A 26252-nucleotide genomic window follows, 5' to 3' on the forward strand; every position below is an offset into this window, starting at 1 on the left:
TGGGCTCAGTGGAAGGAGGGGCCTTGCATCTGGCGCCACAGCAGATCGAAGTAGGCGCGGTTGATGTCGAAATGGCGGGCCAGCGACTGCATGAAGGTGCGCTGGAAGGATGCGCTGTGCGCGTACTTGGCGATCAGCTCCCACATCTCCTCGGTGTCGATCTCGTCCTGGGTGCCGTGCAGGCGGTGGAACTCGCTCGGGCCCTCGGGCACGCCCATGCGCTGGAGCAGCTCGTAGATGCGCAGGTGGTTGACGCAGCTGACCGATTCGACCGCGTACAGCAGCGACAGGCCCCAGGCCACGTCGGTGTGGCGCACGCAGCGGATGCGGTTGTTGAGGTAGGCCTTTTCCAGCGGGTGCAGCGCGGCGAAGTCGATCTCCAGCGGGATGTCGAAGTGCAGCATCAGGTGCGAGAGCAGGGCCGGGTGCGAGCGCTCGGGCGTTTCCGCGCCGGCTTCGCCGTAGAGGTTGCGGTAGAACACCGAGGCGTCGCGGATGTCGGGGAAGCGGAACGCCAGCTCGGCGAGCAGGCTGTAGAAGTTGTACGAGCGGTTCCAGTGGTGCTGCAGGAAGCTGCGCACCTCGCCGTGCGAGGGTTGGCCCTGGAACAGGTGCAGCGACATCGGGTGGCGCACGCGGGTGCGCGAGGCGATTTCCGCGTCGATGGCGGCACGGAAATCTGCCACCGACACCGGCTGGAACTCGGGCAGTTCCGGCGCGAACTCGTCTTCGACCGTGTAGATGCGGCTGGCGAACCAGCGCCGGGTCGGCTCGGTCTGCGGGTCGCCGGGCAGGTGCAGGTCGAGCAGGATCGATTGGTATTGCGCGTAGGCGTCGGCGTCGCCGGACAGGCCCTTGCGGGTCAGCGCGACGAGTTCGTCGGCGGCGAGCGCGACTTGCGCGCAGGACGCGTCCGGCGCGAGCGCGTCGCTGAGGTAAGCCGGCGTGTGCGCGGCGGCGGAGCCGGCGTGCGGCGGCGCGGCGCTGGCGTGCGGCGGGTCGAGGATCATGCGGGCGGTGCTCATGTGTTCCCCCTCTGGCTGGCGGTGGGATGGCTGGGCGCGCCGTTCGCGGGCGCGCAGGCGGACGCGCCGCGGCCGTTGCGGTCGCGATCGCGATGGAGTCTTTGCTGCGGATTCCCCGTGCGTGCTGACTTGAAGCGTGCTGATCTACAGCGTGCAGATCTACAGCGTGCCGATCCGAACCCAAAGATCCGCGCGGTGCGGGATCCGAGATGCCGACATTCGAAACGGCGTCGATTCGAACTGCGTCCGTCGACGCCGCGCCGAATCGGTACATCTTCGATCGACCGCGACGCGATCCGGCGGCCGCCGGATCGCGCGACGTCCGCTCAGCGCGAGCCGGCGGACGTCTCCCCTTGGTTCGGCGTCAGCGCGCGGCCGACGCGCCGGCGGCCAGGAATTCCTGGCGGCATTGCGCCGAGCAGAAGTAATAGTCCACGCCCGCCCGTACGGCCTGGTGCGACGCGGTTTCGATGTTCACCTGCATGCCGCAGACCGGATCGACCGCGTCGACGGCCTGGTTGGCGGCCGCTTCGGTCTCGCAGGTGCGCGCGGCCGAGCAGCAACTGCGCGGCGGCGCCTGGATGCCGTCGGCGGGTTTGTCCAATGGGTGCGAACCGCTCATGTGTTGCTCTCCTTCCAGTGCGTTGACGATCGGACACGATTCCACCGCGCCGCGGCCGGGGCAGGAGTCGAGCAGGACTTGCAGCAGATCGCGGATGTGGCTGAGTTCGGCGATCTTGGCCTCGACGTCGGCGAGCTTCTGCGTGGTCGCCGCGTTGACCCCGGCCATGTCGCTGCCGCGGCTGCCGAGCAAGGCCAGCAGTTCGCGGATTTCGGCGAGGGTGAAGCCGAGGTTCTTGGCCCGGCGGACGAATTGCAGCCGCGCCACGTCCTTGCTCTCGAAGCGCCGGTAGCCGGACATCTGACGCGTCGGCAACGGCAGCAATCCCTGTCGTTCGTAGTAGCGCACGGTGTCGATGCCGACGCCGACGCGTTGCGCGAACTCCCCGATCTTCAATGTCCACCTCCCTGTTCGTGGCGCTCGGTGTGCGGCCAGTGTTCGGTCTGGACCATAGTCCAGGGTCAAGCCTCCAGATCGGCGGCAGGTCCGGATGAATATTGACCGCCTTGGCTAATCCGCAACGTCCGGCCGAATCGTCGCGTCAAATCGCCATCGGTTGCGATTTGTGCGGGAATGCGGCGCGCTTGCGCCGTGACCTGGGTCGCGTTCGCACACAGACCCTCACGGAAGCTTCGCGGCGGGGAAGCTTTTGTGTGGCGCTTTTGTGCAAGGGCCTTCAGGCCCGAGGCGATCGTGTCGGATCGCTGCGGCCTGCGCGCAAAGCGTCGGGCCTGAAGGCCCTGCCACACGCCGTTTCGAAGAAGCGCGGCCTCAGAACGCCGCGCGCACGCTCTGCGGCGGCTGCCACTGCTTGATGAAGGCCAGGCAGGCGTCGGCTTCCAGCGGCTTGGCCAGCCAGTAGCCCTGGATTTCGTCGCAGCCGTGCGCGCGCAGGAATTCCATCTGCTCCTCCAGCTCCACGCCTTCGGCGACCACGTTGAGGCCGAGCGAATGCGCCATCGTGATGACGGTGGTGGTGATGGCTTCGTCGTCGGGATCGCGGGTCAGGTCGCTGATGAATTCCTTGTCGATCTTCAGCGTGTTGATCGGCAGGCGCTTGAGATACGCCAGCGACGAATAGCCGGTGCCGAAGTCGTCGACCGCCAGCGCCACGCCGAGTTCGCGCAGCGCCTGCATGGTGTTGGAGGTGTGCGCGGCATTGGACATGACCACGCTTTCGGTCAGTTCCAACTCCAGCCGCCACGGCGGGATGCCGCTTTCGCTGAGCGCACGGGCGACCATCTTCGGCAGGTCGCCGCGCAGCAGCTGGATCGCCGAGACGTTGACCGACACCGACAGCTGGTCGAGCCCGTGCTGGCGCCACTGGCGCAGGCGATTGCAGGCCTCGCGCATCGCCCATTCGCCGATTTCCAGGATCAGCCCGCTTTCCTCGGCCAGCGGAATGAACTGGGTCGGCGGGATGTTGCCGTACTCGGCGCTCTGCCAGCGCAGCAGCGCTTCCACGCCGGTGATGCGCGCTTCCGGCAGCGACAGCCGCGGCTGGAACACCAGCCGCAGTTCGTTGCGGTCGAGCACCTTGCGCAGCGCCGCGGAAATCGTCGCGCGCTGGCGGATCTCGATGTCCATCGCCTCGGTGTAGCGCATGAAGGTGCGCCGGCCGGCGGCCTTGGCCTGGTACATCGCGGTGTCGGCGTGCTTGAGCAGGTCGGTCGGCACCTGGGCGTGGTCGGGATAGACGCTGATGCCGATCGACGGCGAGATCGCCACGTCGTGGCGTTCGTCGAAGTCCAGCGGCGCCTCGAACGCCTTGATGATGCGGCGGGCCACGTCCTCGGCCTGCTCGGGCGTGTCCAGGTTCTCCAGCACCACGGTGAATTCGTCGCCGCCCAGGCGCGCCACGGTATGTTCGGCGCCGACGGTTTCCTGCAGGCGCACCGCGGCCGCGCGCAGGATGCGGTCGCCGGCGGCGTGGCCGAGCGAGTCGTTGATGTCCTTGAACCGGTCCAGATCGAGGAACAGCAGGGCGATGCGGTGGCCGTGGCGGCGCGCGCGCACGATCGCCCGCGACAGCCGCTCCGACAGCAGGGTGCGGTTCGGCAGGCTGGTCAGGGTGTCGTAGTTGGCCAGGTAGCGCAGTTCCTGTTCGGCGCGTTTCTGGTCGGTGATGTCGGTCAGCACCGCGACGTAATGGCCGCGCTGGCCGCTGCTGTCGAGCACGATCGAGGCCTGCAGCCAGCACAGGAACTCGTTGCCGTCCTTGCGCTGCTGCCAGATCTCGCCCGACCAGCGGCCGCTGCGCTGCAGCTCGTCGCGCATGTCCGAATAGAACTCCGGATCGTGCTGGCGGCTGTCGAGCAGGCCGGTGGTCTGGCCGATGACCTCGTTCTCGGGATAGCCGGTCATGCGCGAGAACGCGGGGTTGATCGAGACGAACACGAAGTCGCGGTCGAACACCGCCACCGCTTCGGCCATCGAGCGCAGCACTTCGCTGGCGATGCGGCGCTCGCGTTCGGCGCTGCGCACCGCGGTGACGTCGCGGCCGGTGCCGGCCACGCGCACCGGATGGCCTTCGCCGTCGCGCTCGACCACCCGGCCGCGCGCCCGCACCCAGCCCCATTCGCCCTTCGGCGTGCGCATGCGGTGCTCGGACAGGAACAGCGCGGCGTCGCCCTTGAGGTGCTTGCGCAGCAGCTCGGCGACGCGCGGCAGGTCGTCGGGATGGATCTCGTGGTCGTCGGCGATGTCGGCCTGCACGCCGATCTCCGGCGACTGCGCGTTGTGGTCGTCCACGCGCATGCGGTGCAGTTCGCGCCGGGTCAGGTCGTAGTCCCAGAACTGTTCGCCGGAGGCCCACAGCGCCAGTTTCAGGCGTTCTTCGCGTTCGCGGATCTGGGTGAAGTAGCCGCGTTCGCGCTGGCGCGTGCGGTGCCAGCGCCAGCCGAAGCTCAGCAGCACGCCGAGCGCGGCCAGGGCCGCGGCGGCGATCGCCAGCGGGTGCCGCCACAGCGGCGGGTCGACGCTGACCGGGATGGTCAGTTCCTGGGTGTTCCACACGCCGTCGCGGTTGGTCGACTGGGCGCGGAACAGATAGCGGCCCGGCGGCAGGCGGGTGTAGGTGATGTCCTGGCGCGGACCGTTGTCGATCCAGTCGCGGTCGAAGCCTTCCATCCGGTAGCGATAGCGGATGCCGCTGTTGGGGCCGAAGTCGAGCGCGCCGATGCGCAGGCGCAGGATGCCGGCGCCGTCGGGGATTTCCAGCTTCGACGACTGCCACAGCGCGCTGGCGCCGGCGCTGGTGTCCGAGCCGATCCACGCGCCGAGCAGGCGCACCGGCGGGGTGTAGCGCGAATCGGCGATGCGCGCCGGATCGAACAGGTTGAGCCCGCGCACGCCGCCGAACGCCAGGCGCCCGTCGGCCAGCGCGGCGACCGCGCCGGCGTTGAATTCCAGGTCCTGCAAGCCGTCGGCCAGGCCGTAGCGGCGCACCAGCGAGGCGCCCGGGTCGAAGCGCAGGATGCCGTTGTCGGTGCCCAGCCACAGGCGTCCGTCGGGACGCTCGGCGAGGGTGAACACCACCGGCACCGGATGATCGCCGAGCACTTCGGCCAGCGGGTGCTCGAAGCGGATGCGGCCGTCGCCGAATTCGACCACCCGGCTCAGGCCGGCCTGGGTGCCGACCCAGATCGAACCGTCGGCCGACTGGTGCAGCGCGCGCACCGTATTGCCCGGCAGGCTGTCGGCCTGATCGGTGACGTGGCGGTAGTGGCGCAGGTAGCCGGTCTTGGGATCGAGCAGGTCGAGGCCGCCGCCGGTGCCGAACCAGATCCGGCCGCTGCGGTCCTCGAGGATGGCGTTGACGCGCGGATGGCTCAGGCCCTTGGGATCGCCTTCGCGATAGGCGTAGCGCACCAGCACGCCGCTGTCGGGCTGGTAATGCAGCGCGCCGACGTCTTCGCCGCCGAGCCACAGGCTGCCGTCGCGGGCGAAACGCAGCGCGCGCAGGGCGGCGTCCTTGTAGCCGCGCAGGTCGACCGGCTCGATCCGGCCGGTGCCGGGATCCAGGCGCAGCAGGCCGCCGCCCGTGGCCAGCCACAAGCGCCCCGGCGGCGGCGCGCGGCGAGCGGCCGCGGTGGAAGCGTGCGCGTCGGTCGCGGGTGCGGGTGCGGGCGCGTGCGCATCGGCCGCAGGCGGTGGCGCCTGCGCATCGGGCTGGCGCGAGATCGCGTTGACCTGGCGCGACGCCGCCGGCAGCAGCGAGGTCATGTCCTGGAAGCGGTCGCCGGACAGGTCGTAGCGGCGCAGGTGGGCGTTGTCGGTGCCGATCCAGATCGCGCCGCTGTCGTCCTGGGCCAGGGCGCGGATGCTGGCGTCGGCGGCGGCGCGGTCCGGGCGCGAGTCTTCCAGGTCCAGCACATAGCTGAAACGGGTGCCGCGCGGATCGGCCACGGCCACGCCGCGGTACAGGCCGCCGGCCCACAGCAGCCCGCCCTGGTCGACCATCAGCGTGTCGACGGTGTCTTCCGGCAGGCTCGCATCGACCCCGGGTTCGGCGTGGATGCGCTGGCTGTGGCCGGTCTCCGGGTCGTAGCGGTACAGGCCGCTGCCGAAGCCGGCGATCCACAGCCGGCGGTCGTGCGCCTCGACCAGGGCGCGCGCGTCGCGCAGCCCGGCCAGGGCCTCGTCTTCGATCTTGACCAGCACGCCGGTGCGGCCGTCGAGCCGGTACAGGCCGTCGCCGGCGCCGGCCCAGAGCACGCCGCGGTGGTCGAAGGCGAGGCTGCGCAGCGGGATCGGCGCGCCGATGCGTTCGACCCGGCCGTCGGGCTTGATCCGGTGCAGGCCGGCGGCGCTGGCGAACCAGGCGCTGCCGTCGCGGCCCTGGGCCAGCCCTTGCCACGGCGCGGCGCGCGCGCCTTCGCCGGACAGCGGCAACAGCAGTTCGCGCGTGCCGGTCTGCGGGTCCAGCTTCTCCAGCCCGGCGAGGGTGCCGATCAGCACCTGCTCGCGCCACGGCAGCAGCGCCGCCACCTGCCGCCCGGCCTGCGACTCGGGCGCGCCGTAGCGGTGGATGCTGCCGCTGGCCAGGTCCAGCCGCGCCAGGTATTCGGAATGGGTGCCGATCCACAGCGCGCGCTGGCCGTCCAGCGCCAGCGCGGTGACGTAGCTGTCGGGCAGGCTGGCCGGGTCGCGCGGGTCGTGGCGGTAGGCGATGTAGCGCTGGCCGTCGTAGCGGTGCAGGCCGCCCTGGGTGCCGACCCAGACGAAGCCGTGCGCGTCCTGCTCGAACGCGGTCACCGAGTTCTGGCTCAGGCCGAGCTCGCTGCCCAGGCGCGAGAAATAGAAATCGCGGGTCGCCGCCGCCACGCGTTGCGGCCACGCCGCTGCGCACAGCAGGGCGATGAGGGCGGCGGACAGCAGGGCGGCGGGGGAGAAGGGACGCACGGACACCGTGATGCAATCGCGCAAGAGCCGCAGTGTAGGCAGGCGCCGATGGCGGCAACAAGCTCTCGCGCGGCCCGATCTCGCCGCGGCTGCGGCGGCGCTGGCGAAACCGTGCGCTGGAGGCGGGCCGCGACGGCGCGCGTGTAGGCCGCGTGAGGATCGGCGCGGGCCGGCTTGCGCGCTAAACTGCCGGCATTCCCCCTCATTGGCGTGCCCGTGCCCGCGAACCCCCTTCCCCTGTTGTCCGAGGTCGAGGCCGAAAGCCAGGCCCTGACCCTGAGCACTTCCGCTTCCGAACTGCACGGCGCGCTGTGCGGCTGGCTCGCCGGCGGCGGCGCCGACGTGCGCGAATGGCCGGCCAAGGTGCTCGCCGACGCCGCCACCGCGACCCCGGCCGCCGGCGGCGCGCTCGACCGCCTGCGTCTGGTCAGTTCGGCGCAGATGGGCGACGACGAATTCGGTTTCGAACTGCTGCTGCCCGGCGCCGAGGCCTCGCTGAGCGAGCGCAGCGGCGCGCTGTTCGACTGGTGCCGCGGTTTCCTCGGCGGCTTCGGCCTGGCCGCGGGCGCGGCGCCGAACCTGTCGGAGGAAAGCCAGGAAGCGCTGACCGACCTGGCCAAGTTCGCCGCCACCGCGCCGCAGGAAGAAGGCGACGAGGAAGACGAGGAAGCGCTGACCGAGCTGGAGGAGTTCGTGCGCATCGCCGCGCTTGGACTGCACGGCGACGTGGCCCTGGCCGCGCGCCGCCGGCAGCGGTTGAACTGAGATGTTCGCCGCGCTGACCATGCCGGCCAAGGCGCACGCGCGCCGGCGCCGGCAGCTGATGGAAATGGCCGGCCCCGACGCGATCGTGATCGTGCCCTCGGCGCACGAGCTGATCCGCAGCCGCGACACCCATTACCCGTTCCGCCAGGACTCCGACCTGAGCTACCTCAGCGGTTTCCCCGAGCCCGACTCGGTGCTGGTGCTGGTGCCCGGCCGGGTCCACGGCGAAGTGCTGCTGTTCTGCCGCGAGCGCGACCGCGAGCGCGAGGCCTGGGACGGCCCGCGCTACGGCCCGGAAGACGCGGTCGAGGCGTTCGGCCTCGACGACGCGTACCCGATCGCCGACCTCGACGACATCCTGCCGGGGCTGCTGGAAGGCCGCTCGCGGGTGTACTACCACTTCGGCCGCGACGCCGAGTTCGACCTCAAGCTGATCGGCTGGCTCAACCGGGTGCGGGCGATGGTGCGCCAGGGCGCGCAGCCGCCGCACGAGTTCCTGGAACTGGGCCATCTGCTCGACGAACTGCGATTGTTCAAGGACCGCGACGAACTGCGCTTCATGCAGCGCGCCGCCGACATCAGCGTGCTCGCCCACGAAGCGGCGATGCGCGCGGCGCGGCCCGGCGCGCACGAATACGAACTGCAGGCCGAGATCGAATGCGTGTTCCGCCGCTTCGACGCCGAGCCGGCCTACGGCAGCATCGTCGGCGCCGGCGCCAACGCCTGCGTGCTGCACTACCGCGCCAACAACGCCCAGGCCCGCGACGGCGACCTCGTCCTGATCGACGCCGGCGCCGAATACCGCGGCTACGCCGCCGACATCACCCGCACCTTCCCGGTCAACGGCCGCTTCACGGCCGAACAGCGCGCGCTGCACGATCTGGTCGGCGCGGCCCAGGCCGCGGCGCTGGCGCAGGCGCGCCCCGGCGCGACGTACGAAGCCGGCCACAACGCCGCGGTGGAGACGCTGACCGAAGGCCTGCTGCGGCTCGGCCTGCTCAAGGGCACGCTGGAGCGCAACCTCGCCGACGGCCACTACAAGCGCTTCTACCGGCACAAGACCGGGCATTGGCTCGGCATGGACGTGCACGACGTCGGCGAGTACCGCATCGACGGCGAATCGCGCCTGCTCGAGCCCGGCATGGTGTTCACCATCGAACCGGGCCTGTACGTCTCGCCCGACGACAGCACGGTGGAGCCGAAGTGGCGCGGCATCGGCATCCGCACCGAGGACGATGTGGCGATCACCAAGGACGGGCACGAAGTGCTGACCGCACGGTTGGCGCGCAGCGCCGACGAGATCGAAGCGCTGATGGCGCAGCGGCGGGCGGCGTAGCTGGCGCGCAGGTTCGGCGGCTCGATGACTCTGAAGTCTCTGGATCCCCGCTTTCGCGGGGATGACGTTCTGTAAGAGGCGCCGCGAAACCTGCCTGCCGTCATGCCCGCGGACGCGGGCATCCAGGGCTTTACCGCGACATGGCTCTGAAGTCTCTGGATCCCCGCGTTCGCGGGGATGACGGCTGAAACAGACGCAGCGAAACCCACCTATCGTCATTCCCGCGAACGCGGGAATCCAGGGCTTCATCGGGACATCGCTCTGAAGTCTCCGGCCCCCGCTTTCGCGGGGACGACGGTTCGAGAGAACCGCAACGCAGCGACTGTAGGAGCGGTGCGAGCCGCGACCGCGACCACGCAACTACGACGAACCCTTCGCCGCGAATGCGGTGTCGCGGCTCGCGCCGCTCCTACAGTCGGGCATCCGTCATTCCAGCGGCCCCAGCCGCTCCATCACCAGCTCGACGAATCGGCTCAGCTTCGGCAGCGGCTGGCGGTCGCGCGGGTACAGCAGGTGCACCGGCCGCGGCGGCGGCAGGTCGTCTTCGAACAAGGCCACCAGGCGGCCGGCGGCGATGTCGTCGGCCAGCAGCACTTCGGGTTGCAGCACGATGCCGCAGCCGTCCAGCGCCGCGCGCCGCAAGGCTTCGCCGTGGTTCGAAGCGAACCGCCCGTGCAACGGCAGCGCTTCGCCGCCGAGGCTGGCGAAGCGCCAGCCGGCGTTGGGATGCCACAGCAGGTGGTTGAGGCAGCTGTGATGGACCAGGTCGGCCGGGCCGGCCGGGGTGCCGCGCTCGCGCAGGTACGACGGCGCCGCGCACACCATCATCCGATACGGGCGCAGCGGCCGCGCCACCAGATGATCGGAATCGGGCAGCGGGCCGATCCGGATCGCCGCGTCGAAACCCTCGGCGATCAGGTCGATCGTGCGGTCTTCCAGCGCCAGATCGACGCTGACGTCGGGATAGGCGCGCAGGTACCGGGTCACCAGCGGCGCCACCGCGACGGGGCCCAGCGTCAGCGGCGCGGTCACGCGCAAGTGGCCGCGCGGGCGCGCACCGTCGCCGAGGCGCTCGGTCACGGTCTCGGCGCGGCGCACCTGCTCCAACACCTGCCGCGCCTCGGCCAGGAACGCGACCCCGGCTTCGGTCAGCCGCTGCTTGCGGGTATCGCGCTGCAACAGCCGCGCGCCGAGGCGTTCTTCGAGTTGCCGGATGTGCTTGCCGACCATCACCGCCGACAGCCGCTGCGCCTGCGCGGCCGCGGCGAAGCTGCCGGTGTCGGCGACCGAGACGAACACCGCCATCGCGCGCAGCAGGTCCATGGCTAACTCAGGGTTAGGGGAGCGCGAAATGCTAGCGCATTCACCGTGCACGGCCCGGCGCGCAGACTGGCGCCTGTTCTCCCACCCGGACATGCCCCCATGAAGATCCTGCTCGTCGGCGCCAGCGGCACCCTCGGCCGCGCCATCGCCCAGACCCTGTCGCACCACGAACTGCTGCTGGCCAGCCGCAACAGCGCGCAATACCCGGTCGACATCACCGACGACGCCAGCGTCGAGGCGCTGCTGCGCAAGACCGGCAAGCTCGACGCCATCGTCTCCGCCGCCGGCGCGCTGCACTTCGGCCCGCTCGGCGAAATGACCCCGGCGCAGTTCGCCGTCGGCCTCAACGACAAGCTGCTCGGTCAGGTGCGCCTGGCGCTGCTGGGCCAGCATCACCTCAACGATGGCGGCTCGATCACCCTGACCACCGGCATCGTCTCGGCCGAACCGATCCGCGCCGGCGCCAACGCCAGCGCGGTCAACCGCGCGCTGGAAGGCTTCGTCGCCGGCGCCGCGTGCGAGCTGGCGCGCGGCCTGCGCATCAACGCGGTCAGCCCGAACGTGCTCAGCGAATCGATGGACGCTTACGGCGCGTTCTTCCCCGGCTTCGAGCCGGTGCCGGCGGCGCGCGCCGCGCTGGCCTACCAGCGCAGCGTCGAGGGCGTGCAGAGCGGCCGCACCTTCAACGTCTGGTAAGGCTTACGGCGGCTCGGGCAGGCGCAGCGACGCTTGCCCGAGCACGTAGCGCCAGCCTTGCGGCGTGCGCGCGTAGGTGTCGCTGTACCACAGCCGATACTCGAACGGCGCGCCGTCGGTGCGGCCCTTGAGCCAGAGCCTGGCGGTGACCACACCGGTGTCGCCCCACACCCGCACGCTGCGTTCGCTGGCGTCCTGGCGCTCGTAGACGGTGCGGGCGGCGCGGGCTTCTTCGAGCAAGGCGGCCTTGTCGCTGGTTTGTCCGCGGCCGCCGATCAGGACGAAATCGTCGTGCAGGATCGCGGCCATCGTCGCCGCGTCGTTGGCTTTGACCGCGGCCTGGTAGCGGATGTCGAGCGCTTCCAGCGCGGCGCGGTCGCTGGCTTCGGACGCGGCGGCGGGCGGAACCAGGCCGGCGGCGCCGGCGAGCAGGGAAACGGCGAAGGCGGTGCGCATCGGCGGGCTCCGGGACGGGGACCGCTGCATCCTCGCGCTGCGGTGTCGGGCGCGCTCGCCGGATTCGGACAAGGTCGCCTTGGGCGGCCTGAATCTTGTGCGCAACGAACTTCAGTGGCGAGGCTTCCTGCGCTTGCCGCAGGGCTTCAGGCCCGACGCTTTTGTTTCGACCGCGGCGATCCGAGCGAACCGCGTCGGGCCTAAGGGACCTCCCGCAAGAGCGGAAGCCCGAAGGCCGGCGCGCTAGCGCAGAGGCGGCTTACTCCGCCCCGTCGCGCTTGAGCATGGCCTTGCCGCTGGCATGATCGATCGGCGCGGACGTGTGCTCGTGCACGATCTTCCAGGCCCCATCGCGCCGCGCCAGCGCCAGGCTGATGCGGTTGTCGAGCGAACGCAGCCGCGTGCCGTCGGCCGCATGCGCCGCGTACGTCAGCACGGCATGCCCGTAAGCGAGCTCCGCGCCGGCCTGCGACTGCGCCTGCGCATACGTCACCGCGACGGTTTCCGCGCCGAGCGAGCCGAACCACTCTTGCGCCATCGCCCGCCACGCCGCGAGGCCGCGCAGTTCCCAGCGGCCCCACATGTCGAACACATGCACGTCCTCGGCGTACAGCGCGGCGAAGGCGTCGACGTCCTTGGCCGCGACCGCCGCGGCGTAGCCGTCGAGCGCGGCCAGGAACGGATCGTGGGTCTGGCTCATGCGGATGCTCCGATAACGCGGGTGAGGCGGCGCTCAGGCCGCCGCGGCGAATTCTTCGCGGGTCAGGTTGACCGGCGCGGCGTCGGTGCAGACCACGTCGTCCTCGATGCGGATGCCGCCGAACGGGCGGAACGCATCGATCCGCGCCCAGTCGACCGCATCGGCGTGTTCGCCGCGCTTGAGCCCGTCGAGCAAGAGATCGACGAAGTACAGGCCCGGCTCGATCGTCACCGCCATGCCCGGTTCCAGCACCCGGGTCAGGCGCAGATACGGATGCCCGGCCGGCTTGTCGATGCGGCCGCCGCGGTCGCTGGCGGCGAAACCGGCGACTTCGTGCACCTGCAGGCCGATGCCGTGGCCGATGCCGTGCGGGAAGAACACGCCGCTGACGCCGTTGGCGACCGCCGCTTCCGGCGAGACCTTGAGCACGCCGAAGTCCTTGAGGATTCCGGCCAGGGCCAGATGCGCGTCCAGATGCAGCTGCTTGTAGTCGAAGCCGGCGCGCACCTGCGCGCACATGCGCTGCTGGGCGGCGTCGACCGCATCGATCAGCGCCTGGAATTCGCCGCCGGCATCGCTGGCGTAGGTGCGGGTGATGTCGCACGCGTAGCCGACGTGGCTGGCGCCGGCGTCGATCAGGAAGCTGCGCGACTGCACCGGCGCTTCGCGGCCGAGCTCCATGTAGTGCAGCACCGCGCCGTTTTCGTTGAGCGCGACGATGTTGCCGTACGGCAGTTCGTTGGCGTCCTGGCGCGCGGCGGCGCAGTAGGCCAGATGGATGTCGAACTCGCTGGCGCCGGCGCGGAACGCGGCCTCGGCGGCGCGGTGCGCGCGCACGCCCTTGCGCGTGGCCTCGCGCATCATCGCCACTTCGTACGCGGTCTTGAACGCGCGGTGGTATTCCAGGTAGTCGACGACCGCCTGCGGATTGTTCGGCGCGTAATCGCCGAGCGCGCTCTGCGTTTCGCCGAGAATCGCGCAGCGCGCCGGATCCTTGGGCAGATGCGCCAGCGCCTCGGCCGGCTCGCGGATCACGATCACTTCGAAATGTTCGACCCACACGCCGGCCGGCGCCTGCGGGACCACGTGCCAGTAGTCGAACGGCTGCAGGTAGATCAATTTCGGCTTGGCGCCCGGAGTGAACACCAGCCAGCTGCCGGGGTTGCGCACCAGCGGCACCCAGGCCTTGAACTGCGGGTTGACCGCGTACGGATAGTCGCGGTCGTCGAACACCTGATAGTGCAGGGTGCCGCTGGGCACCAGCAGATGGTCGAAGCCGCCGCGCTCCAGCGCTTGCGCGGCGCGGCGCTGTTGCTCGCCGATGTGCTGCGCGTAGAGATCGGCGGGGGAGGCGGCGGAAGCGGTCATGGCGGCGGACTGGCTGTGCGGGCGGGAGGCCGGAGCCGGCATTTTGCCGCATCTGCGTGGGGCGGAGCTTGCGGGATCGGGTGGGGCCCTCACCCCAACCCCTCTCCCGCAAGCGGGAGAGGGGCTCAAATCACGAGCGTCGCCAGCTTTCCCTTCTCCCGCTCGCGGGAGAAGGTGCCCCGAAGGGGCGGATGAGGGCCGCGCCCCCTTTTACTCGTAACTGCCGCCCGGCGAATCCAGCCACTGGCGCAAATGCGCCATCCCGTCCTCGGGCATCGCGATGAAGCGGAACCCGGCCCAGGTCTGCCCCGGCATGCTCGCGCTGTCCTGCCACAGCAGGTGCGCGCCGACCTCGATCGGCGCCTGCCGCGGCGCGTCGCGCAGATCGAAGCGCAGTTGGTACAGCGCGTCGTCGGCCAGCGCCGCGCTGGCGATCATCATCATGCCGGTCTCCGACAGGTTGCCGAGATGGCCGATGGTCTGCTCGGTCATGGTGTCGATCACCTGCACCGTATCGACGATGCGGCGCCGGCGCGCGCGGCGGAATTCCTCGTTCATGCCGGTTCTCCGGCGCCGTCGCCGTCGCGGCCGCGCCCGCCGAAGCCTCGCAGCGCGCCCAGCGCGGCGTGCCAGGCGCGGTCGACCAGACGGTTGCGCTCCTGCTCGACCACCCGCGCCTGGCCGCGCGCGAGCATCCGCGCCAGCGCGTCGAGCGAGTGCTCGGCCACGCGCTGGCCGCGCTGGTTGACGAACAAGGCGTTGTCGGTGACCGGGCTGAACCACGACAGCCGGCGCCGCACCGCGTCGCCCTGCTGGTTCTGCACGAATTCGAACCAGGTGCCGAACGGCAAGGCGCGCAGGCGTTCGAAGCAGGCCTGCTCGGCCTCGTCGCGCGGCGGCAGCGGCGCGCGCGGTTGCGCGGCGGCGTTGTCTTCGCCCAGGCGGCTGCGCTGGCGCAGCTTCATCGCCAGCTCGGTGCGCGAGGCGGCGTCTTCGTTGGCGGCGGTGCCGAGAGTCAGCTGGCGGGCGATCGCGCGCGCGTCGTCGCCGTGGTAGCCGACCAGGGTCAGCGCGTGTTCGATGTCGCCGTCCAGCCCGCACAGCGCATCGCTGCCGCCGCCCTGGTTGGCGGAAACGATTTGGCCGGTGATCTGCAATTGCCGCTGCCACGCCGGCGAGTCCTCGCCGTGGCGCAGCTGGGTCAGGGTCAGCACGTCGGTCCAGGCCTGGTTGAGCAGGGTCTGGACGAAGCGCGGCAGGCGCTGGCCGGCGACGGTCTGCTCCAAGGCTTCCTGAGCGCGGCGCTTGGCCAGTTCCAGCTTTTCCTTGCCGCGCGCGGCTTCGACGAAGCGGCGTTCGGCGACCTCGGCCTTGCGCGCCTGCGCGTGCAGGTGCTCCTGCAAGCGCTGGTTGGCCGAGTCGAAGGACTGCGCCGAGCCGCGCTGCTCGACCACGTGCTCCACCGCCTGGCGCAGCGGTTCGTGCAGTTGCGGGTCGGCTTCCTCGCTCGGCGTCCAACGCGCGCCGGCTTCGGCCACGGTGTTGAGCAGTTGCAGCGCCGGATGGCCGTCGCCGGCCAGCAGCGAGCGGTCCTGCAACGCGGCGTGCAGCAGCGGCGGCTGCAGCCGGGTCAGCAGGCTGGAAATCAGCGCGTCGCCGCGCAGGCGCTGTTCGATCTCGTCGAACAGCAGGCCGAGCAGCTCGAACACGTCGCCGTCCTCGCGCGACAGCGCGGCCTCGCCGCCGGCCGCGGCGCGGCGCTGGGCGAGCACGGCCTGGCGCAGGTCGGCGATCTTGCGCAGCGGCTGGGCGCCGCGCGCGGCGGCTTCGTCCAGGCGGGTCAGGCCTTCGACCAGCTCGGCGGTGGACAACGGCAGCGACGGCTGCGGCGCGTCGGGCGACGGCGCGCGCGGGCGCAGCTTGTCGACCAGATCGCGGCGCTCGGCCAGCCAGCGCTGCAAGGTGGCGAAATCGGGCGCGCCGCCGGCGTCGGCCGGCGCGGTGTTCCAGGCGGTGTGCGGCTGCGGGCCGGCCGCACGCGGCGCAGCCTCGGGCGCCGGCGCGCGTTCGCCGTCGCGGGCGCTCGCATCGGCCGCCGGCGCGGGCTTCTCCTGCGCGCTGGGACGCGTGCGCAGCGGCACGAACGACAGGCTCGGCAGCACGTTCTCGCGCACCAGCAGCGCGTTCATCGATTCCACCAGCGCGGCATAGCCCAGCATCACCTGTTGGTCGAACACCCGGTACAGGTCCAGCCGCGATTCCAGCGAAATCTGCAGCGGCTGGCAGGCCTGGGCGAAACCGCGAATCAGCCGCTGCGGGCCGACCGGCAGGCGTTCGCCGTCGAACGCCGGCGCGCCGGCGAGCACGCCGAAGCGCTGGCCGAGCAGCATCAGGCCGAGCCCGGCGCGCGATTCGTGGCGGCTCGACAGGGCGCGCAGCACGGTGTTTTCGTCGACTTCGCTGTCGTCGACCAACCGCAGCTCGCGAAACTCAGGCGCCGCAGAAACCGCTAAGCGAGTCGTCCGCTCCGCCTCCCGAATGCCACAAAGCGAAGCCTCCAACCCCAGCAAATACCGCGGAATCAAATCCGACCGCCGCAACCGCACCAGCCGCAGCGTCTCCAAATACCCCGACTGCAACCCCGGATTGCGCGCCTGATCGGCCTGCCGGAACAACTGCTGCTCGAACTCGGCCAGCATCCGCTCCATCTGCGGCGCGATCTCGTCGCTGACCAGCGCATAGAGCTGTTCCAACAGGCGGCGCACGCGGCGCGGCAGCGCGGCCGTGGCCAAGGTGGCGCGCGGCGTAGCGTTCAAAGGGTCGAACGTGGCGGGCATGTGCATTGAGTACTGACGACCGCGAAATATAACCACGCCTCCCCGGGGCCCGCCCAGTCCGGAGATGCCGGACGCAGCGGACCGCCGACGGGAGGCGACCATTGGCACAAACGCTTTGTCCCCGAAGCGCCGGCCAAACGCAGTCTCAGCGCCGGGATGTGTCTGGCCCGTGATGCCGCCGGCGCGTCTGATTCAGTTTGCAAGCCCGGCTTTTCTCCGGCCCGGGCCGGCGAATCCGATGGGCGAACCGGACTCAGGGCCGCGGCAGGGCCGCGGTGCCCGCCGCGTCGGCATCCGCGTCCTCGGCCAGGAACAGCGCGACCACGTCGTTGGTGAAGCGCCGGCCGAGCTCGGTCGGGCGGACCCGGTCGCCGTCGCGCTCCAGCCAGCCGGCGGCATAGGCGGCGTCGAGCTGCGCGGCGATCTGCGCGCGGGTCAGCCCGGTCGAGGCCTCGAACGAATCCAGCGAGAAACCCTCGACCAGCCGCAGCGTATTGAGCATGTATTCGAACGGCCGCCGCTCCGGCGCGATCCGGTCGTCGCCGCCGATCGCTTCCGCCCGCCCGGCGTTGACCAGGTACTGGGTCGGGTGCTTGAGCTTCCAGCGGCGCAGGATGGTCTGCTCGGCGCCGAGGCTGATCTTGCCGTGGGCGCCGGCGCCGATCCCGAGGTAATCGCCGTAGCGCCAGTAATTGAGGTTGTGCTGGCACTGCCGGCCCGGCCGCGCGTAGGCGCTGACCTCGTACTGGCCGTAGCCGCGCTCGGCCAGCAGCGCCTGGCAGCGCTCCTGGATGTCCCAGGCGCGGTCCTCGTCGGGAAGGTCCTGCGGCGGCCGCGCCGCGAACACCGTGTTCGGTTCCAGGGTCAGCTGGTAATGCGAGACGTGCGCCGGCTCCAGCGCGAACGCGCGCTCCAGGTCGTGCTCGGCCATCGCCAGGGTCTGGCCGGGCAGGGCGTACATCAGGTCGAGGTTGAAATTGTCGAAGCCGGCGTCCTGGGCCAGCTTCACCGCCGCCTCGGCCTCGGCGCTGCCGTGGATCCGGCCGAGCCGGCGCAGGCATTCGTCGTCGAAGCTCTGGATGCCGAAGCTCAGCCGGTTGACCCCGGCCGCCTTGTACAGCTCGAAGCGGCCGTGCTCGGCGGTGCCCGGGTTGGTTTCCAGGGTGATCTCGCAACCCGGGGCGAAGCGCAGGCGCGCGCTGGCGCCCTGCAGGAAGCGGTCGATCGCCTCCGGCGGAAACAGGCTCGGGGTGCCGCCGCCGAAGAATACGCTGTGCACGGTGCGGCCCCAGACCAGCGGCAGGTCGTGCTCGAGGTCGGCGATCAGGGCGTCGACGTACGCCGCGAACGGCGGCGCGCCGCGGGCTTCGTGCGAATTGAAATCGCAGTACGGGCATTTGCGCACGCACCACGGCAGGTGCACGTACAGCGACAGCGGCGGGGGAACCAGGGCGGGAATCAAAAGACGCAGACCGGGCGGAGCGCGCCCGGAGCCGAAGGAGGGGAAGCGGCCAGTTTACCGGCCCGGCCGCGATCCGGCATCGAACCGGCCGGGGCGGCGGCGAGCAGGCGCCGGGCGCCCGCGGGGAACCGACGGTCGCCGGGTTCCGGCTTCAGCGGTCCAGCGTCGCCCCGAACCGCCGCGCGGCCAGCAGCGCGCGCAGGTTCGAATCCAGCGACACCTCGGGCCGGGCCTGCACGACTTGGCGGATGATCGAGGCCAGCGGCTCGCCGCGGCCGTCGCCGGACATGTCGCCGTCGAACAGGGTCGCGGTGGTCCAGCGCCGGTGCGCGGCCGGGGCCAGGCGCAGTTCCAGGGTCGAGGTCAGGCGCAGGCGTCCGTCCTTGGCCCGGTGCAGGGTCATGCTCTGCACCTCGGACGGCTCGAACACCCGGGTGCGGTGGCCGCTGGTGATGTTGGCGTAGCGGATCGCGCCGCCGTGGCCGTCGTCCAGGCCGACCCGCTGCACCGCCGCGGCGGCGACCAGCCCGACCAGCCCGCCGAGCAGCGCCAGCGCCAGCTGCAGTTCGTGGCCGAAGCTGTTGGCGCCGGCCTGCAGGCCGTCCTGGCGGATCCACACCGCGATCGGCAGCGCGAGCAGATACAGCACCGCGACCGTGGCTACGGTGTGGCCGCCGGTGCGGAACGCCCGGCGCGGCGGCGCGGCGGCGCGCAGCATGCGGTTCATCCGCGCAGCTCCGGCAGGCGCGCGCGCAGCGCGGCCAGCGCGCGGGCGCGGTGGCTGACCCGGTTCTTCAGCGCGTCGTCGATCTCGCCGGCGCTGATGCCGTGCTCGGTATCGAAGAACACCGGCTGGTAGCCGAAGCCGCGGCTGCCCTGGCGCTGGTGCAGCACGCGCCCGTTCCAGACGCCTTCGGCGATGATCGGACGCGGATCGCCGGCATGCCGCAGCAGCACGATCACGGCATAGAAATGCGCGCCGCGGCGCTCGTCGGGCACGTCCTTGAGCGCGGCCAGCAGCTTGTCGATATTGGCCTCGTTGTCGCCGTGGCGGGCGTAGCGCGCCGAGTACAGCCCCGGGGCGCCGCCGAGCGCGTCCACGCAAATGCCCGAGTCGTCGGCCAGCGCCGGCAGCCCGGTGACCGCGCAGGCATGGCGCGCCTTCAGCAATGCGTTCTCGACGAACGTGCTGCCGGTTTCCTCGATGTCCTCGACCCCCAAGTCGGTTTGCGCCACCAGTTCGATGCCGGTGTCGCCGAGCAGGTCTCGCAGTTCCACCAGTTTCCCGGCGTTGCTGCTGGCCAGCACCAGTTTCATGCTTTCAATTCCAGCAAATCCCAGCGATTACCGTACAGATCTTCGAATACGGCGACCGTGCCGTAGGTCTCGACGCGCGGAGATTCCAGGAAGCGCACGCCCTGGGCGAGCATCGCGGCATGGTCGCGGTGGAAGTCGTCGGTGTGCAGGAAGAAGCCGACCCGGCCGCCGGTCTGGTCGCCGATGCGCGCGCGCTGGGCTTCGTCGGACGCCTGCGCGAGCAGCAGCGCGGTGTGCGCGCCGGCGGCCGGCGCGACCCGCACCCAGCGCTTGCCGCCGCCGAGGTCGACGTCTTCGAGCAGGGCGAAGCCGAGCGCGCGGGTGTAGTGATCGATGGCGCGGTCGTAGTCGTCCACGACCAGGGTGATGCTGCCGATGCTGCGGTTCATGCCGATGCCTTGCGGAAGAAGTTGAGCGAAGTCGCGCCGCGCGACGCAGCGATTGAACCCGCGCGCGGCGGAAAAGTTCAGCGCGGCGCGCGCGAACTGCGATGCAGTGCGCGCTCGCCGGACGCGGCCGGGGAGGGAACGGAAAAACGAAAACGGGCGGTGAGGAAAGAGATAACGAGCGAAGGGCGGATATCCCCTACTCGTCGCCTCTATCCTCACCGCCCGCTCGTGTGCGCGGCGGCGCGGCGCGCGCCGGCGGCGAAGCCGGGCGGCCGCGGTTGCGCCGGCCTCAGCGGGCCAGCGCTTCGCGCTGCTTTTCCAACAGTTCGCCGATCCCGGCCTGGGCCAGCGCCAGCAGCGCGTCGAGCTCGTCGCGTCGGAACGCGTGGCCTTCGGCGGTGCCCTGCAGCTCGATGAAACCGCCGCCGTCGTTCATGACCACGTTCATGTCGGTGTCGCAGTCGCTGTCTTCGGCGTAGTCCAGGTCCAGCACCGGGGCGCCGCGGTAGACGCCGACCGACACCGCCGCGACCGCGCCGAAGATCGGGTCGCGATTGATTTCGCGCCGCGCCTGCAGCCAGCGCACCGCGTCGACCAGGGCCACGTAGGCGCCGGTGATCGCGGCGGTGCGGGTGCCGCCGTCGGCCTGCAGCACGTCGCAGTCCAGGGTGATGGTGCGCTCGCCGAGCGCCTTGCGGTCGACGCAGGCGCGCAGGGCGCGGCCGATCAGGCGCTGGATTTCCAGGGTCCGGCCGCCCTGCTTGCCGCGCGCGGCCTCGCGGTCGCTGCGGGTGTGGGTCGCGCGCGGCAGCATGCCGTACTCGGCGGTGACCCAGCCCTCGCCCTTGCCGCGCAGGAACGCCGGCACCTTGTTCTCGACGCTGGCGGTGCACAGCACCCGGGTCTGGCCGAAGCTGACCAGCACCGAGCCCTCGGCGTGGCGGGTGTAGCCGCGCTCGATGCCGACTTCGCGCAATTGGCTGGCCAGGCGGCCGCTGGGGCGGGCGACGGGGCCGGCCGGGGCCTGGGCGGGGGCGGCGATGGGACCGGTCATGGCGCGGCGTTACCGTTTTGAGGGCCGGCGAGTTTACCATTCACCCCCCGTAAGGCTCGGAAACCTGCGCATGATCCGCAGCATGACCGCCTTCGCCAGCGGCGAACGCGCGACACCCTGGGGCACGCTCGGCTGCGAGCTGCGCTCGGTCAACCACCGCTTCCTCGAACTCGGCGTGCGCCTGGCCGACGAGCTGCGCGTGCTCGAACCGGCCCTGCGCGAGCGCATCGCCGCGCGCGTCGGCCGCGGCAAGCTCGACCTGACCCTGCGCCTGCGCCTGCCCGAAGGCGGCGACGCCTTGCAGCTCAACCCGACCCGCCTGCGCGAGCTCAGCGAGCTGGCGATCGACCTGTCCGCGCGCTTCCCGGCGCTGCGCACCGAGTTCACCGAACTGCTGCAGTTCCCCGGCGTGCTGCAGGCGCCCGCGGCCGACCCGGCCGCGTTGCAGGCGCAAGCGCTGGCGCTGCTGGACGGCGTGCTCGACGAATTCGTCGCCTCGCGCGAACGCGAGGGCGGCAAGCTCGCCGCGGCGATCGGCGAGCGCGTCGACGGCATCGAACGCATCGCCGCGGACGTGCGCACGATGATGCCGGCGATCCGCGCCGGCCAGCGCACCAAGCTGGAAACCCGCCTGGCCGACCTGGCCCAGCCGGCCGACAACGGCCGCCTGGAGCAGGAACTGGTGCTGTGGCTGCAAAAGCTCGACGTCGAGGAAGAACTCGACCGGCTCGAATCGCACGTCGCCGAGGCCCGGCGCGTGCTCAAGCTGCGCGAAGCGGTCGGCCGGCGCCTGGATTTCCTGCTGCAGGAATTCAACCGCGAAGCCAACACCCTGGGCTCCAAATCGGTCGACGCGCGCAGCTCCGCCGCGGCGGTCGAGCTCAAGGTGCTGATCGATCAGGCGCGCGAGCAGATCCAGAACATCGAGTAGCCGGGATTGGGGATTGGGGATTCGGGATTGGCAGAGCGGTCCGGCCGCGCCATCGAATCTCCGGGCCCTTATGCCACTTTCGCTCTTACCAATCCCGAATCCCGAATCCCGAATCCCAGCCCAATGCGCGGAACCCTCTACATCGTCGCCGCTCCCTCGGGAGCCGGAAAATCCAGCATCGTCAACGCGGTGCTCGCGCGCGACCCGAACATCCGCCTGTCGATCTCGTTCACCTCGCGCAAGCCGCGTCCGGGCGAGCGCCATGCCGAGCACTACCACTTCGTCAGCGAACAGGAATTCGAGGCGATGGTCGCCGAGGGCGACTTCTTCGAGCACGCGCGCGTGCACGGCGACTGGAAGGGCTCGGCGCGGCAGTCGGTGGAACCGTTCCTGGCGGCCGGCAAGGACGTGCTGCTGGAGATCGACTGGCAGGGCGCGCGCCAGGTGCGCAACAAGGTGCCCGACGCGGTCAGCGTGTTCATCCTGCCGCCGTCGCGGCGCGCGCTGGAGTCGCGCATGCGTTCGCGCGGGCAGGACAGCGAGGAAGTGATCGGCCAGCGCCTGGCCGCGGCGCGCGAGGAAATGTCGCATTACGGCGAGTTCGACTACGTCATCGTCAACGAGGTGTTCGACACCGCGGTCGACGAGATGTGCGCGATCTTCACCGCCAGCCGGCTGCGGCGCGAGGCGCAGGTGGCGCGGCATTCGCGGCTCATCACCGCGTTGTTGGTCGACGAGGGCTGAGGCCGGTCCTCCCTGTAGGAGCGGCGCGAGCCGCGACCGCAGGGGTCCGGGCTCGCGCCGTATCTGAGGTCTCGCGGTCGCGGCTTGCGCCGCTCCTACAGGGGGCTAGCGGGTTGATTCGTAAGGGTTAATTGGCGGAAACCTTGCGTTTCGGGGCGGCTGCGCCTAGACTTCCCGGTCCCCATCCGTTTGCAAGACGGCCGACCCGGCCGCAGGAGCCCCATGGCCCGCATCACCGTCGAAGATTGCCTGGAAGTGGTCCCCAACCGCTTCGAACTCGTCATGCTGGCCGCCAAGCGCGCCCGCCAGCTGGCCAACGGCGTCGAGCCGCAGCTGGACAACAGCGAAGCCAACGACAAGCCGACCGTGCTGGCGCTGCGCGAAATCGCCGCGCGCCAGGTCAACCCGGACTACATCGACGCGGTCGAGAAGGCCGAGCGCGAGCGCAAGGAACGCGAAGCCCTGGAATGGGCCGCGGCCGAAGTGGTCGCCGACGACGACCTGTCCAAGGGCGACGACTGAGTTCCGGGCCCGCCGCGCGCGGGCCTCGCAAGACGCGGTTTCCGCCCTGCCGGGCGCGCCGCGACCGAAAAACGGCTCCGCCTTGGCGGGGCCGTTTTCTTTTGTGCGCACACAGCGGGCCGCTGCAGCGGAGGCTTTGTGGGAGGGGCTTGAGCTCCGACGCTTTTGCGCCGGATCGCGTCGGGGCTCAAGCCCCTCCCACAAGGCGGCGGCGAAGCCCCTCGCAGACGGCGCCCCCGCGCCCAATCCCGGCGTAATTCCTGAACCGGACCACGGCCCGCCGGCACGCACTGCGACCGCCGGCTTGCGCCGTAGCGCACTGCCGCCACATTCAGGACATGACGATGCGTTGCCACTGACGCGGTCAGCCGCGTAAATTTCCGTTATGACCCCTGCCGAGCCCGCGCTGAACACCTATCCCGCCGCTCCCGACGACACGGAGCTGCCGGACTACGTGCGCGAGCTCGAGCTCGCCGCGCACTACCTGCCCGAAGCCCAGCGCCAGCAACTGCGCCGCGCCTGGGCGGTCGGCGCGGCCGCGCACGCCGGGCAGACGCGCAAGTCCGGCGAGCCCTACATCACCCACCCGGTCGCGGTGGCCAAGGTGCTGGCCGAGCAAGGGCTCGACATCGAGACCCTGGTCGCGGCGATCCTGCACGACACCATCGAAGACACCCCGGTCACGCGCGAGTGCCTGGCCACCGAGTTCGGCGCGACCGTGGCCGAACTGGTCGACGGCGTCACCAAGCTCGACAAGCTGCAGTTCCGCGACCGCCAGGAAGCGGCCGCGGAAAGTTTCCGCAAGATGCTGCTGGCGATGGCGCGCGACCTGCGCGTGATCCTGATCAAGCTCGCCGACCGCCTGCACAACATGCGCACCCTCGGCGCGCAAAGCGCCGAGGCGCGACAACGCATCGCCCTGGAAACGCTGGAGATCTACGCCCCGATCGCCCAGCGCCTGGGCATGAACCTGATCAAGGCCGAACTGCAGGACCTGGGCTTCCGCGCCATGCACCCGTGGCGCCACGCGGTCATCGAAAAGCGCATCCGCACCCAGCCGGTGGTGCGGCGCGAATCGCTGGTGCAGATCGAAGCGCATCTGGCCCAGCGGCTGGCGAAAGAGAAACTGACCCATCGGCTGATCAGCCGGGTGAAGTCGCCGTGGAGCATCTACACCAAGATGCACCACGAGCATAAGAGCTTCAATCAGGTCATGGACGTGTTCGGCTTCCGGGTCGTGGTCAAGACCGTGCCGGACTGCTACCACGCGCTCGGCGTGGTGCATTCGGCGTACAAGCCGCTGGACGGGCGCTTCCGCGATTTCATCGCGATCCCCAAGGCCAACGGCTACCAGTCGCTGCATACCGTGCTGTTCGGCCCCTACGGCTCGCCGGTGGAAGTGCAGATCCGCACCGAGGACATGGACCTGGTCGCCGAGCGCGGCATCGCCGCGCACTGGTCGTACAAGCACGGCGGCGAAGGCCCGAACAGCGCGCAGTCGCGCGCGCACAGCTGGATCGCCAATCTGGTCGAGTCGCAGCGCGCCACCGGTTCGTCGCTGGAGTTCCTCGAAAACGTCAAGGTCGACCTGTTCCCGGACGAGGTCTACCTGTTCACGCCGAAGGGCGACATCCTGTCGCTGCCGCGCAATTCCACCGCGCTGGACTTCGCCTACGCGGTGCACACCGACGTCGGCAACCGCGCGGTCGCCGCGCGCGTCGACGGCAAGCTGGTGCCGCTGCGGACCAAGCTGGCGAGCGGGCAGCGGGTCGAAGTCATCACCGCCAAGTCGTCCTCGCCGAAACCGCAGTGGCTGGAGTTCGTGGTCTCGGGCAAGGCCCGCACCTCGATCCGGCAACAGCTCAAGCAGCTCGAACACGAAGACGCGGTGCAGCTCGGCCACCGCATGCTCGACCGCGCGCTGGAATCGCTGGAAACCTCGCTCGACCGCACCCCGGCGCTGCGCCTGGAGGCCTACCTCAGCGAGAACCGCTACCCGCGCCTGGAAGCGTTGCTGGCCGACATCGCGCTCGGCAACCGCATGCCGAACCAGGTCGCGCTGGCGCTGGCGCGCGAAGCGCCGGGCAAGACCCGCGGCCGCGCCATCGACCGCCCGCGCCTGCCCGAGGACAAGATCCTCATCACCGGCGCCGAACGCGGCGTCATCAGCTTCGCCAATTGCTGCCTGCCGCTGCCGGGCGACGAGATCATGGGCTACCACACCGCCGGCCGCGGCATCGTGGTGCACCGGCTGGATTGCCCGAACGTCGCCGACTACCGCAAGTCGCCCGACCGCTGGGTCTCGATCGGCTGGGACCGCCAGGTCTCCGGCGATTTCGCCGCCGCGCTGCGGATCGAAGTCGACAACCGCCCCGGCTCGCTGGCGCAGGTCGCCGCGGCGATCGCCGAGGCCGAATCCAACATCGACCGGGTCGAGTACCTGGAACGCGACGCCAACATCGCGGTGATGCGTTTCGCCATCGAAGTGCACGACCGCCGCCATCTGGCCGACGTGATGCGGCGGGTGCGGCGCCTGACGGTGGTGTTGGGCGTGCAGCGGATGTGATCGGCGGCGGCCGCTGGCCGTCGCGGGGAATGAGGGAATGGGAGGCGCGTTGGGGTCGCGGCGGCAATGCGGCCTCATACTGGCGCGTGTCGCGTAACGCGCGGCGCTGTCCTGGCGGTTTGCGCCGTCTCGTCCAGCCGCTACGATGCCCGCGTTCCCCATTCCCTCCTTCCCGGCTCCCAACTCATGTCCCGCGAAATCATCCAGACCGACAAAGCCCCCGCCGCCATCGGCCCGTACTCGCAAGCCGTGCGCGTGGGCGACACCGTGTACCTCTCCGGCCAGATCGCGCTCGACCCGTCCAGCGGGCTGGTCGTGGAAGGCGACATCGAAGCGCAGGCGCACCGCGCGTTCCAGAACCTCAAGGCGGTCTGCGAAGCCGCCGGCGGCTCGCTGGCCGATATCGCCCGGCTGGGCCTGTACCTCACCGACCTCGGCGCGTTCGGCAAGGTCAACGCGGTGATGGGCGAATACTTCAACGCGCCGTATCCGGCGCGCTCGACCGTCGAAGTCTCGGCGCTGCCGCGCGGCGTGGCGTTCGAAGTCGATGCGGTGATGGTGTTGCGCTGAGGCGCTCGCCGCATCGATAGCGCCAAGAAAGGCCGCTCCCTCCGGAGCGGCCTTTTTGATTGCGGCCGCAGCCTTGGTTTCCCCCTGTAGGAGCGGCGCAAGCCGCGACCGCGCCAATCGAACCGCCGCGCAAGCCGCCCCGGCCGCGCAACACCGAAAACCGCTT

At 70.6% G+C, this 26252-nt stretch carries 23 protein-coding genes; 9 read left to right on the forward strand and 14 right to left on the reverse strand.

Annotated elements, in window-relative coordinates:
* Nucleotides 1–5: 5 nt before the first annotated feature.
* Both JHW38_RS21105 and JHW38_RS25800 read right to left on the reverse strand, forming a co-directional pair.
* The gene (locus JHW38_RS21105) at nucleotides 6–1025 is read right to left on the reverse strand and encodes an HOASN domain-containing protein (protein WP_207523259.1); all 1020 of its coding nucleotides are present in this window, start codon (nucleotides 1023–1025) and stop codon (nucleotides 6–8) included.
* Between the two features lie 364 nt (nucleotides 1026–1389).
* The gene (locus tag JHW38_RS25800) at nucleotides 1390–2043 is read right to left on the reverse strand and encodes a MerR family DNA-binding protein (RefSeq protein WP_207523260.1); all 654 of its coding nucleotides are present in this window, start codon (nucleotides 2041–2043) and stop codon (nucleotides 1390–1392) included.
* Between the two features lie 268 nt (nucleotides 2044–2311).
* Here JHW38_RS25800 and JHW38_RS26060 point away from each other — a divergent pair, with 268 nt between their 5' ends.
* Nucleotides 2312–2509, forward strand: coding sequence for a DUF6053 domain-containing protein (locus JHW38_RS26060; protein ID WP_428995263.1), 198 nt, complete (start codon nucleotides 2312–2314; stop codon nucleotides 2507–2509).
* On the opposite strand, the gene JHW38_RS21115 is transcribed toward JHW38_RS26060, so the two are convergent.
* Nucleotides 2419–7056, reverse strand: coding sequence for an EAL domain-containing protein (locus tag JHW38_RS21115; RefSeq protein WP_207523261.1), 4638 nt, complete (start codon nucleotides 7054–7056; stop codon nucleotides 2419–2421). The genes JHW38_RS26060 and JHW38_RS21115 overlap by 91 nt on opposite strands.
* A 210-nt stretch (nucleotides 7057–7266) precedes the next feature.
* On the opposite strand from JHW38_RS21115, the gene JHW38_RS21120 reads away from it, so the two are divergent.
* Together JHW38_RS21120 and JHW38_RS21125 are read left to right on the forward strand one after the other, a co-directional pair.
* The gene (locus JHW38_RS21120) at nucleotides 7267–7815 is read left to right on the forward strand and encodes a UPF0149 family protein (RefSeq protein WP_207523262.1); all 549 of its coding nucleotides are present in this window, start codon (nucleotides 7267–7269) and stop codon (nucleotides 7813–7815) included.
* Nucleotide 7816: 1 nt separating this feature from the next.
* Nucleotides 7817–9151, forward strand: a complete 1335-nt coding sequence (locus JHW38_RS21125) for an aminopeptidase P N-terminal domain-containing protein (protein WP_207523263.1) — start codon at nucleotides 7817–7819, stop codon at nucleotides 9149–9151.
* A gap of 426 nt (nucleotides 9152–9577) precedes the next feature.
* Here the strand turns inward: JHW38_RS21125 and JHW38_RS21130 are convergent, their stop codons facing one another.
* Nucleotides 9578–10474, reverse strand: coding sequence for a LysR family transcriptional regulator (locus JHW38_RS21130; protein ID WP_207523264.1), 897 nt, complete (start codon nucleotides 10472–10474; stop codon nucleotides 9578–9580).
* A 99-nt stretch (nucleotides 10475–10573) separates the two neighbouring features.
* Between JHW38_RS21130 and JHW38_RS21135 the strand changes: the two genes are divergently transcribed.
* Nucleotides 10574–11170 (forward strand): short chain dehydrogenase, encoded by a 597-nt coding sequence (locus JHW38_RS21135; protein ID WP_207523265.1) that lies wholly within the window; start codon nucleotides 10574–10576, stop codon nucleotides 11168–11170.
* 3 nt (nucleotides 11171–11173) lie between these two features.
* Here the strand turns inward: JHW38_RS21135 and JHW38_RS21140 are convergent, their stop codons facing one another.
* From JHW38_RS21140 to rph, 10 genes are all read right to left on the reverse strand, one after another.
* A complete protein-coding gene (locus tag JHW38_RS21140) occupies nucleotides 11174–11626 on the reverse strand; it encodes a nuclear transport factor 2 family protein (RefSeq protein WP_207523266.1) in 453 nt (150 codons plus the stop codon).
* A 259-nt stretch (nucleotides 11627–11885) separates the two neighbouring features.
* Nucleotides 11886–12326, reverse strand: a complete 441-nt coding sequence (locus JHW38_RS21145) for a YybH family protein (RefSeq protein ID WP_207523267.1) — start codon at nucleotides 12324–12326, stop codon at nucleotides 11886–11888.
* 33 nt (nucleotides 12327–12359) lie between these two features.
* Complete coding sequence (gene pepQ, locus JHW38_RS21150) at nucleotides 12360–13694, reverse strand: Xaa-Pro dipeptidase (RefSeq protein WP_207523268.1); 1335 nt, start codon at nucleotides 13692–13694, stop codon at nucleotides 12360–12362.
* Nucleotides 13695–13904: 210 nt separating this feature from the next.
* Nucleotides 13905–14252 carry a PilZ domain-containing protein gene (locus tag JHW38_RS21155; RefSeq protein ID WP_207523269.1) on the reverse strand — a complete coding sequence of 116 codons (348 nt, stop codon included), beginning with the start codon at nucleotides 14250–14252 and terminating at the stop codon, nucleotides 13905–13907.
* Entirely contained in the window at nucleotides 14249–16531 is a 2283-nt protein-coding gene (locus JHW38_RS21160) for a DUF1631 family protein (protein WP_207523270.1), read from the reverse strand. The genes JHW38_RS21155 and JHW38_RS21160 overlap by 4 nt, the downstream gene beginning before the upstream one ends.
* Before the next feature lie 253 nt (nucleotides 16532–16784).
* Complete coding sequence (gene hemW / locus JHW38_RS21165) at nucleotides 16785–17990, reverse strand: radical SAM family heme chaperone HemW (RefSeq protein ID WP_207526454.1); 1206 nt, start codon at nucleotides 17988–17990, stop codon at nucleotides 16785–16787.
* Between the two features lie 154 nt (nucleotides 17991–18144).
* Nucleotides 18145–18720: a hypothetical protein gene (locus tag JHW38_RS21170; RefSeq protein ID WP_207523271.1), complete on the reverse strand. Its 576-nt coding sequence runs from the start codon at nucleotides 18718–18720 to the stop codon at nucleotides 18145–18147.
* Nucleotides 18717–19310 carry an RdgB/HAM1 family non-canonical purine NTP pyrophosphatase gene (gene rdgB, locus JHW38_RS21175; protein ID WP_207523272.1) on the reverse strand — a complete coding sequence of 198 codons (594 nt, stop codon included), beginning with the start codon at nucleotides 19308–19310 and terminating at the stop codon, nucleotides 18717–18719. The genes JHW38_RS21170 and rdgB overlap by 4 nt, the downstream gene beginning before the upstream one ends.
* The gene (locus tag JHW38_RS21180) at nucleotides 19307–19699 is read right to left on the reverse strand and encodes a VOC family protein (RefSeq protein WP_207523273.1); all 393 of its coding nucleotides are present in this window, start codon (nucleotides 19697–19699) and stop codon (nucleotides 19307–19309) included. Before JHW38_RS21180 ends, rdgB begins: the two co-directional genes overlap by 4 nt.
* A gap of 289 nt (nucleotides 19700–19988) precedes the next feature.
* Nucleotides 19989–20753 carry a ribonuclease PH gene (rph, locus tag JHW38_RS21185; RefSeq protein WP_207523274.1) on the reverse strand — a complete coding sequence of 255 codons (765 nt, stop codon included), beginning with the start codon at nucleotides 20751–20753 and terminating at the stop codon, nucleotides 19989–19991.
* Nucleotides 20754–20823: 70 nt separating this feature from the next.
* On the opposite strand from rph, the gene JHW38_RS21190 reads away from it, so the two are divergent.
* The 5 genes from JHW38_RS21190 (at nucleotide 20824) to JHW38_RS21210 (ending at nucleotide 26086) form a co-directional block, all read left to right on the forward strand.
* Nucleotides 20824–21684, forward strand: a complete 861-nt coding sequence (locus JHW38_RS21190; protein WP_207523275.1) for a YicC/YloC family endoribonuclease — start codon at nucleotides 20824–20826, stop codon at nucleotides 21682–21684.
* A 123-nt stretch (nucleotides 21685–21807) separates the two neighbouring features.
* Nucleotides 21808–22428 carry a guanylate kinase gene (gene gmk, locus JHW38_RS21195; RefSeq protein WP_207523276.1) on the forward strand — a complete coding sequence of 207 codons (621 nt, stop codon included), beginning with the start codon at nucleotides 21808–21810 and terminating at the stop codon, nucleotides 22426–22428.
* 222 nt (nucleotides 22429–22650) lie between these two features.
* Nucleotides 22651–22950, forward strand: a complete 300-nt coding sequence (gene rpoZ, locus JHW38_RS21200; RefSeq protein WP_057946389.1) for a DNA-directed RNA polymerase subunit omega — start codon at nucleotides 22651–22653, stop codon at nucleotides 22948–22950.
* 385 nt (nucleotides 22951–23335) lie between these two features.
* Nucleotides 23336–25516, forward strand: coding sequence for a RelA/SpoT family protein (locus tag JHW38_RS21205; RefSeq protein ID WP_207523277.1), 2181 nt, complete (start codon nucleotides 23336–23338; stop codon nucleotides 25514–25516).
* 186 nt (nucleotides 25517–25702) lie between these two features.
* Entirely contained in the window at nucleotides 25703–26086 is a 384-nt protein-coding gene (locus tag JHW38_RS21210; protein WP_207523278.1) for a RidA family protein, read from the forward strand.
* The last annotated feature ends 166 nt before the right edge of the window (nucleotides 26087–26252 follow it).

The sequence above is a fragment of the Lysobacter enzymogenes genome (assembly GCF_017355525.1).
GTDB classification, from domain to species: domain Bacteria; phylum Pseudomonadota; class Gammaproteobacteria; order Xanthomonadales; family Xanthomonadaceae; genus Lysobacter; species Lysobacter enzymogenes_C.

Excerpts from the sequence above, each read along its gene's own strand:
- JHW38_RS21105 (WP_207523259.1), bottom strand. The coding sequence starts at position 1,025 with ATGAGCACCGCCCGCATGATCCTCGACCCGCCGCACGCCAGCGCCGCG.
- JHW38_RS21125 (WP_207523263.1), top strand. The coding sequence starts at position 7,817 with ATGTTCGCCGCGCTGACCATGCCGGCCAAGGCGCACGCGCGCCGGCGC.
- JHW38_RS21130 (WP_207523264.1), bottom strand. The coding sequence starts at position 10,474 with ATGGACCTGCTGCGCGCGATGGCGGTGTTCGTCTCGGTCGCCGACACC.
- JHW38_RS21135 (WP_207523265.1), top strand. The coding sequence starts at position 10,574 with ATGAAGATCCTGCTCGTCGGCGCCAGCGGCACCCTCGGCCGCGCCATC.
- JHW38_RS21140 (WP_207523266.1), bottom strand. The coding sequence starts at position 11,626 with ATGCGCACCGCCTTCGCCGTTTCCCTGCTCGCCGGCGCCGCCGGCCTG.
- JHW38_RS21145 (WP_207523267.1), bottom strand. The coding sequence starts at position 12,326 with ATGAGCCAGACCCACGATCCGTTCCTGGCCGCGCTCGACGGCTACGCC.
- pepQ (WP_207523268.1), bottom strand. The coding sequence starts at position 13,694 with ATGACCGCTTCCGCCGCCTCCCCCGCCGATCTCTACGCGCAGCACATC.
- JHW38_RS21155 (WP_207523269.1), bottom strand. The coding sequence starts at position 14,252 with ATGAACGAGGAATTCCGCCGCGCGCGCCGGCGCCGCATCGTCGATACG.
- JHW38_RS21160 (WP_207523270.1), bottom strand. The coding sequence starts at position 16,531 with ATGCCCGCCACGTTCGACCCTTTGAACGCTACGCCGCGCGCCACCTTG.
- JHW38_RS21170 (WP_207523271.1), bottom strand. The coding sequence starts at position 18,720 with ATGAACCGCATGCTGCGCGCCGCCGCGCCGCCGCGCCGGGCGTTCCGC.
- rdgB (WP_207523272.1), bottom strand. The coding sequence starts at position 19,310 with ATGAAACTGGTGCTGGCCAGCAGCAACGCCGGGAAACTGGTGGAACTG.
- JHW38_RS21180 (WP_207523273.1), bottom strand. The coding sequence starts at position 19,699 with ATGAACCGCAGCATCGGCAGCATCACCCTGGTCGTGGACGACTACGAC.
- rph (WP_207523274.1), bottom strand. The coding sequence starts at position 20,753 with ATGACCGGTCCCATCGCCGCCCCCGCCCAGGCCCCGGCCGGCCCCGTC.
- JHW38_RS21190 (WP_207523275.1), top strand. The coding sequence starts at position 20,824 with ATGATCCGCAGCATGACCGCCTTCGCCAGCGGCGAACGCGCGACACCC.
- gmk (WP_207523276.1), top strand. The coding sequence starts at position 21,808 with ATGCGCGGAACCCTCTACATCGTCGCCGCTCCCTCGGGAGCCGGAAAA.
- rpoZ (WP_057946389.1), top strand. The coding sequence starts at position 22,651 with ATGGCCCGCATCACCGTCGAAGATTGCCTGGAAGTGGTCCCCAACCGC.
- JHW38_RS21205 (WP_207523277.1), top strand. The coding sequence starts at position 23,336 with ATGACCCCTGCCGAGCCCGCGCTGAACACCTATCCCGCCGCTCCCGAC.
- JHW38_RS21210 (WP_207523278.1), top strand. The coding sequence starts at position 25,703 with ATGTCCCGCGAAATCATCCAGACCGACAAAGCCCCCGCCGCCATCGGC.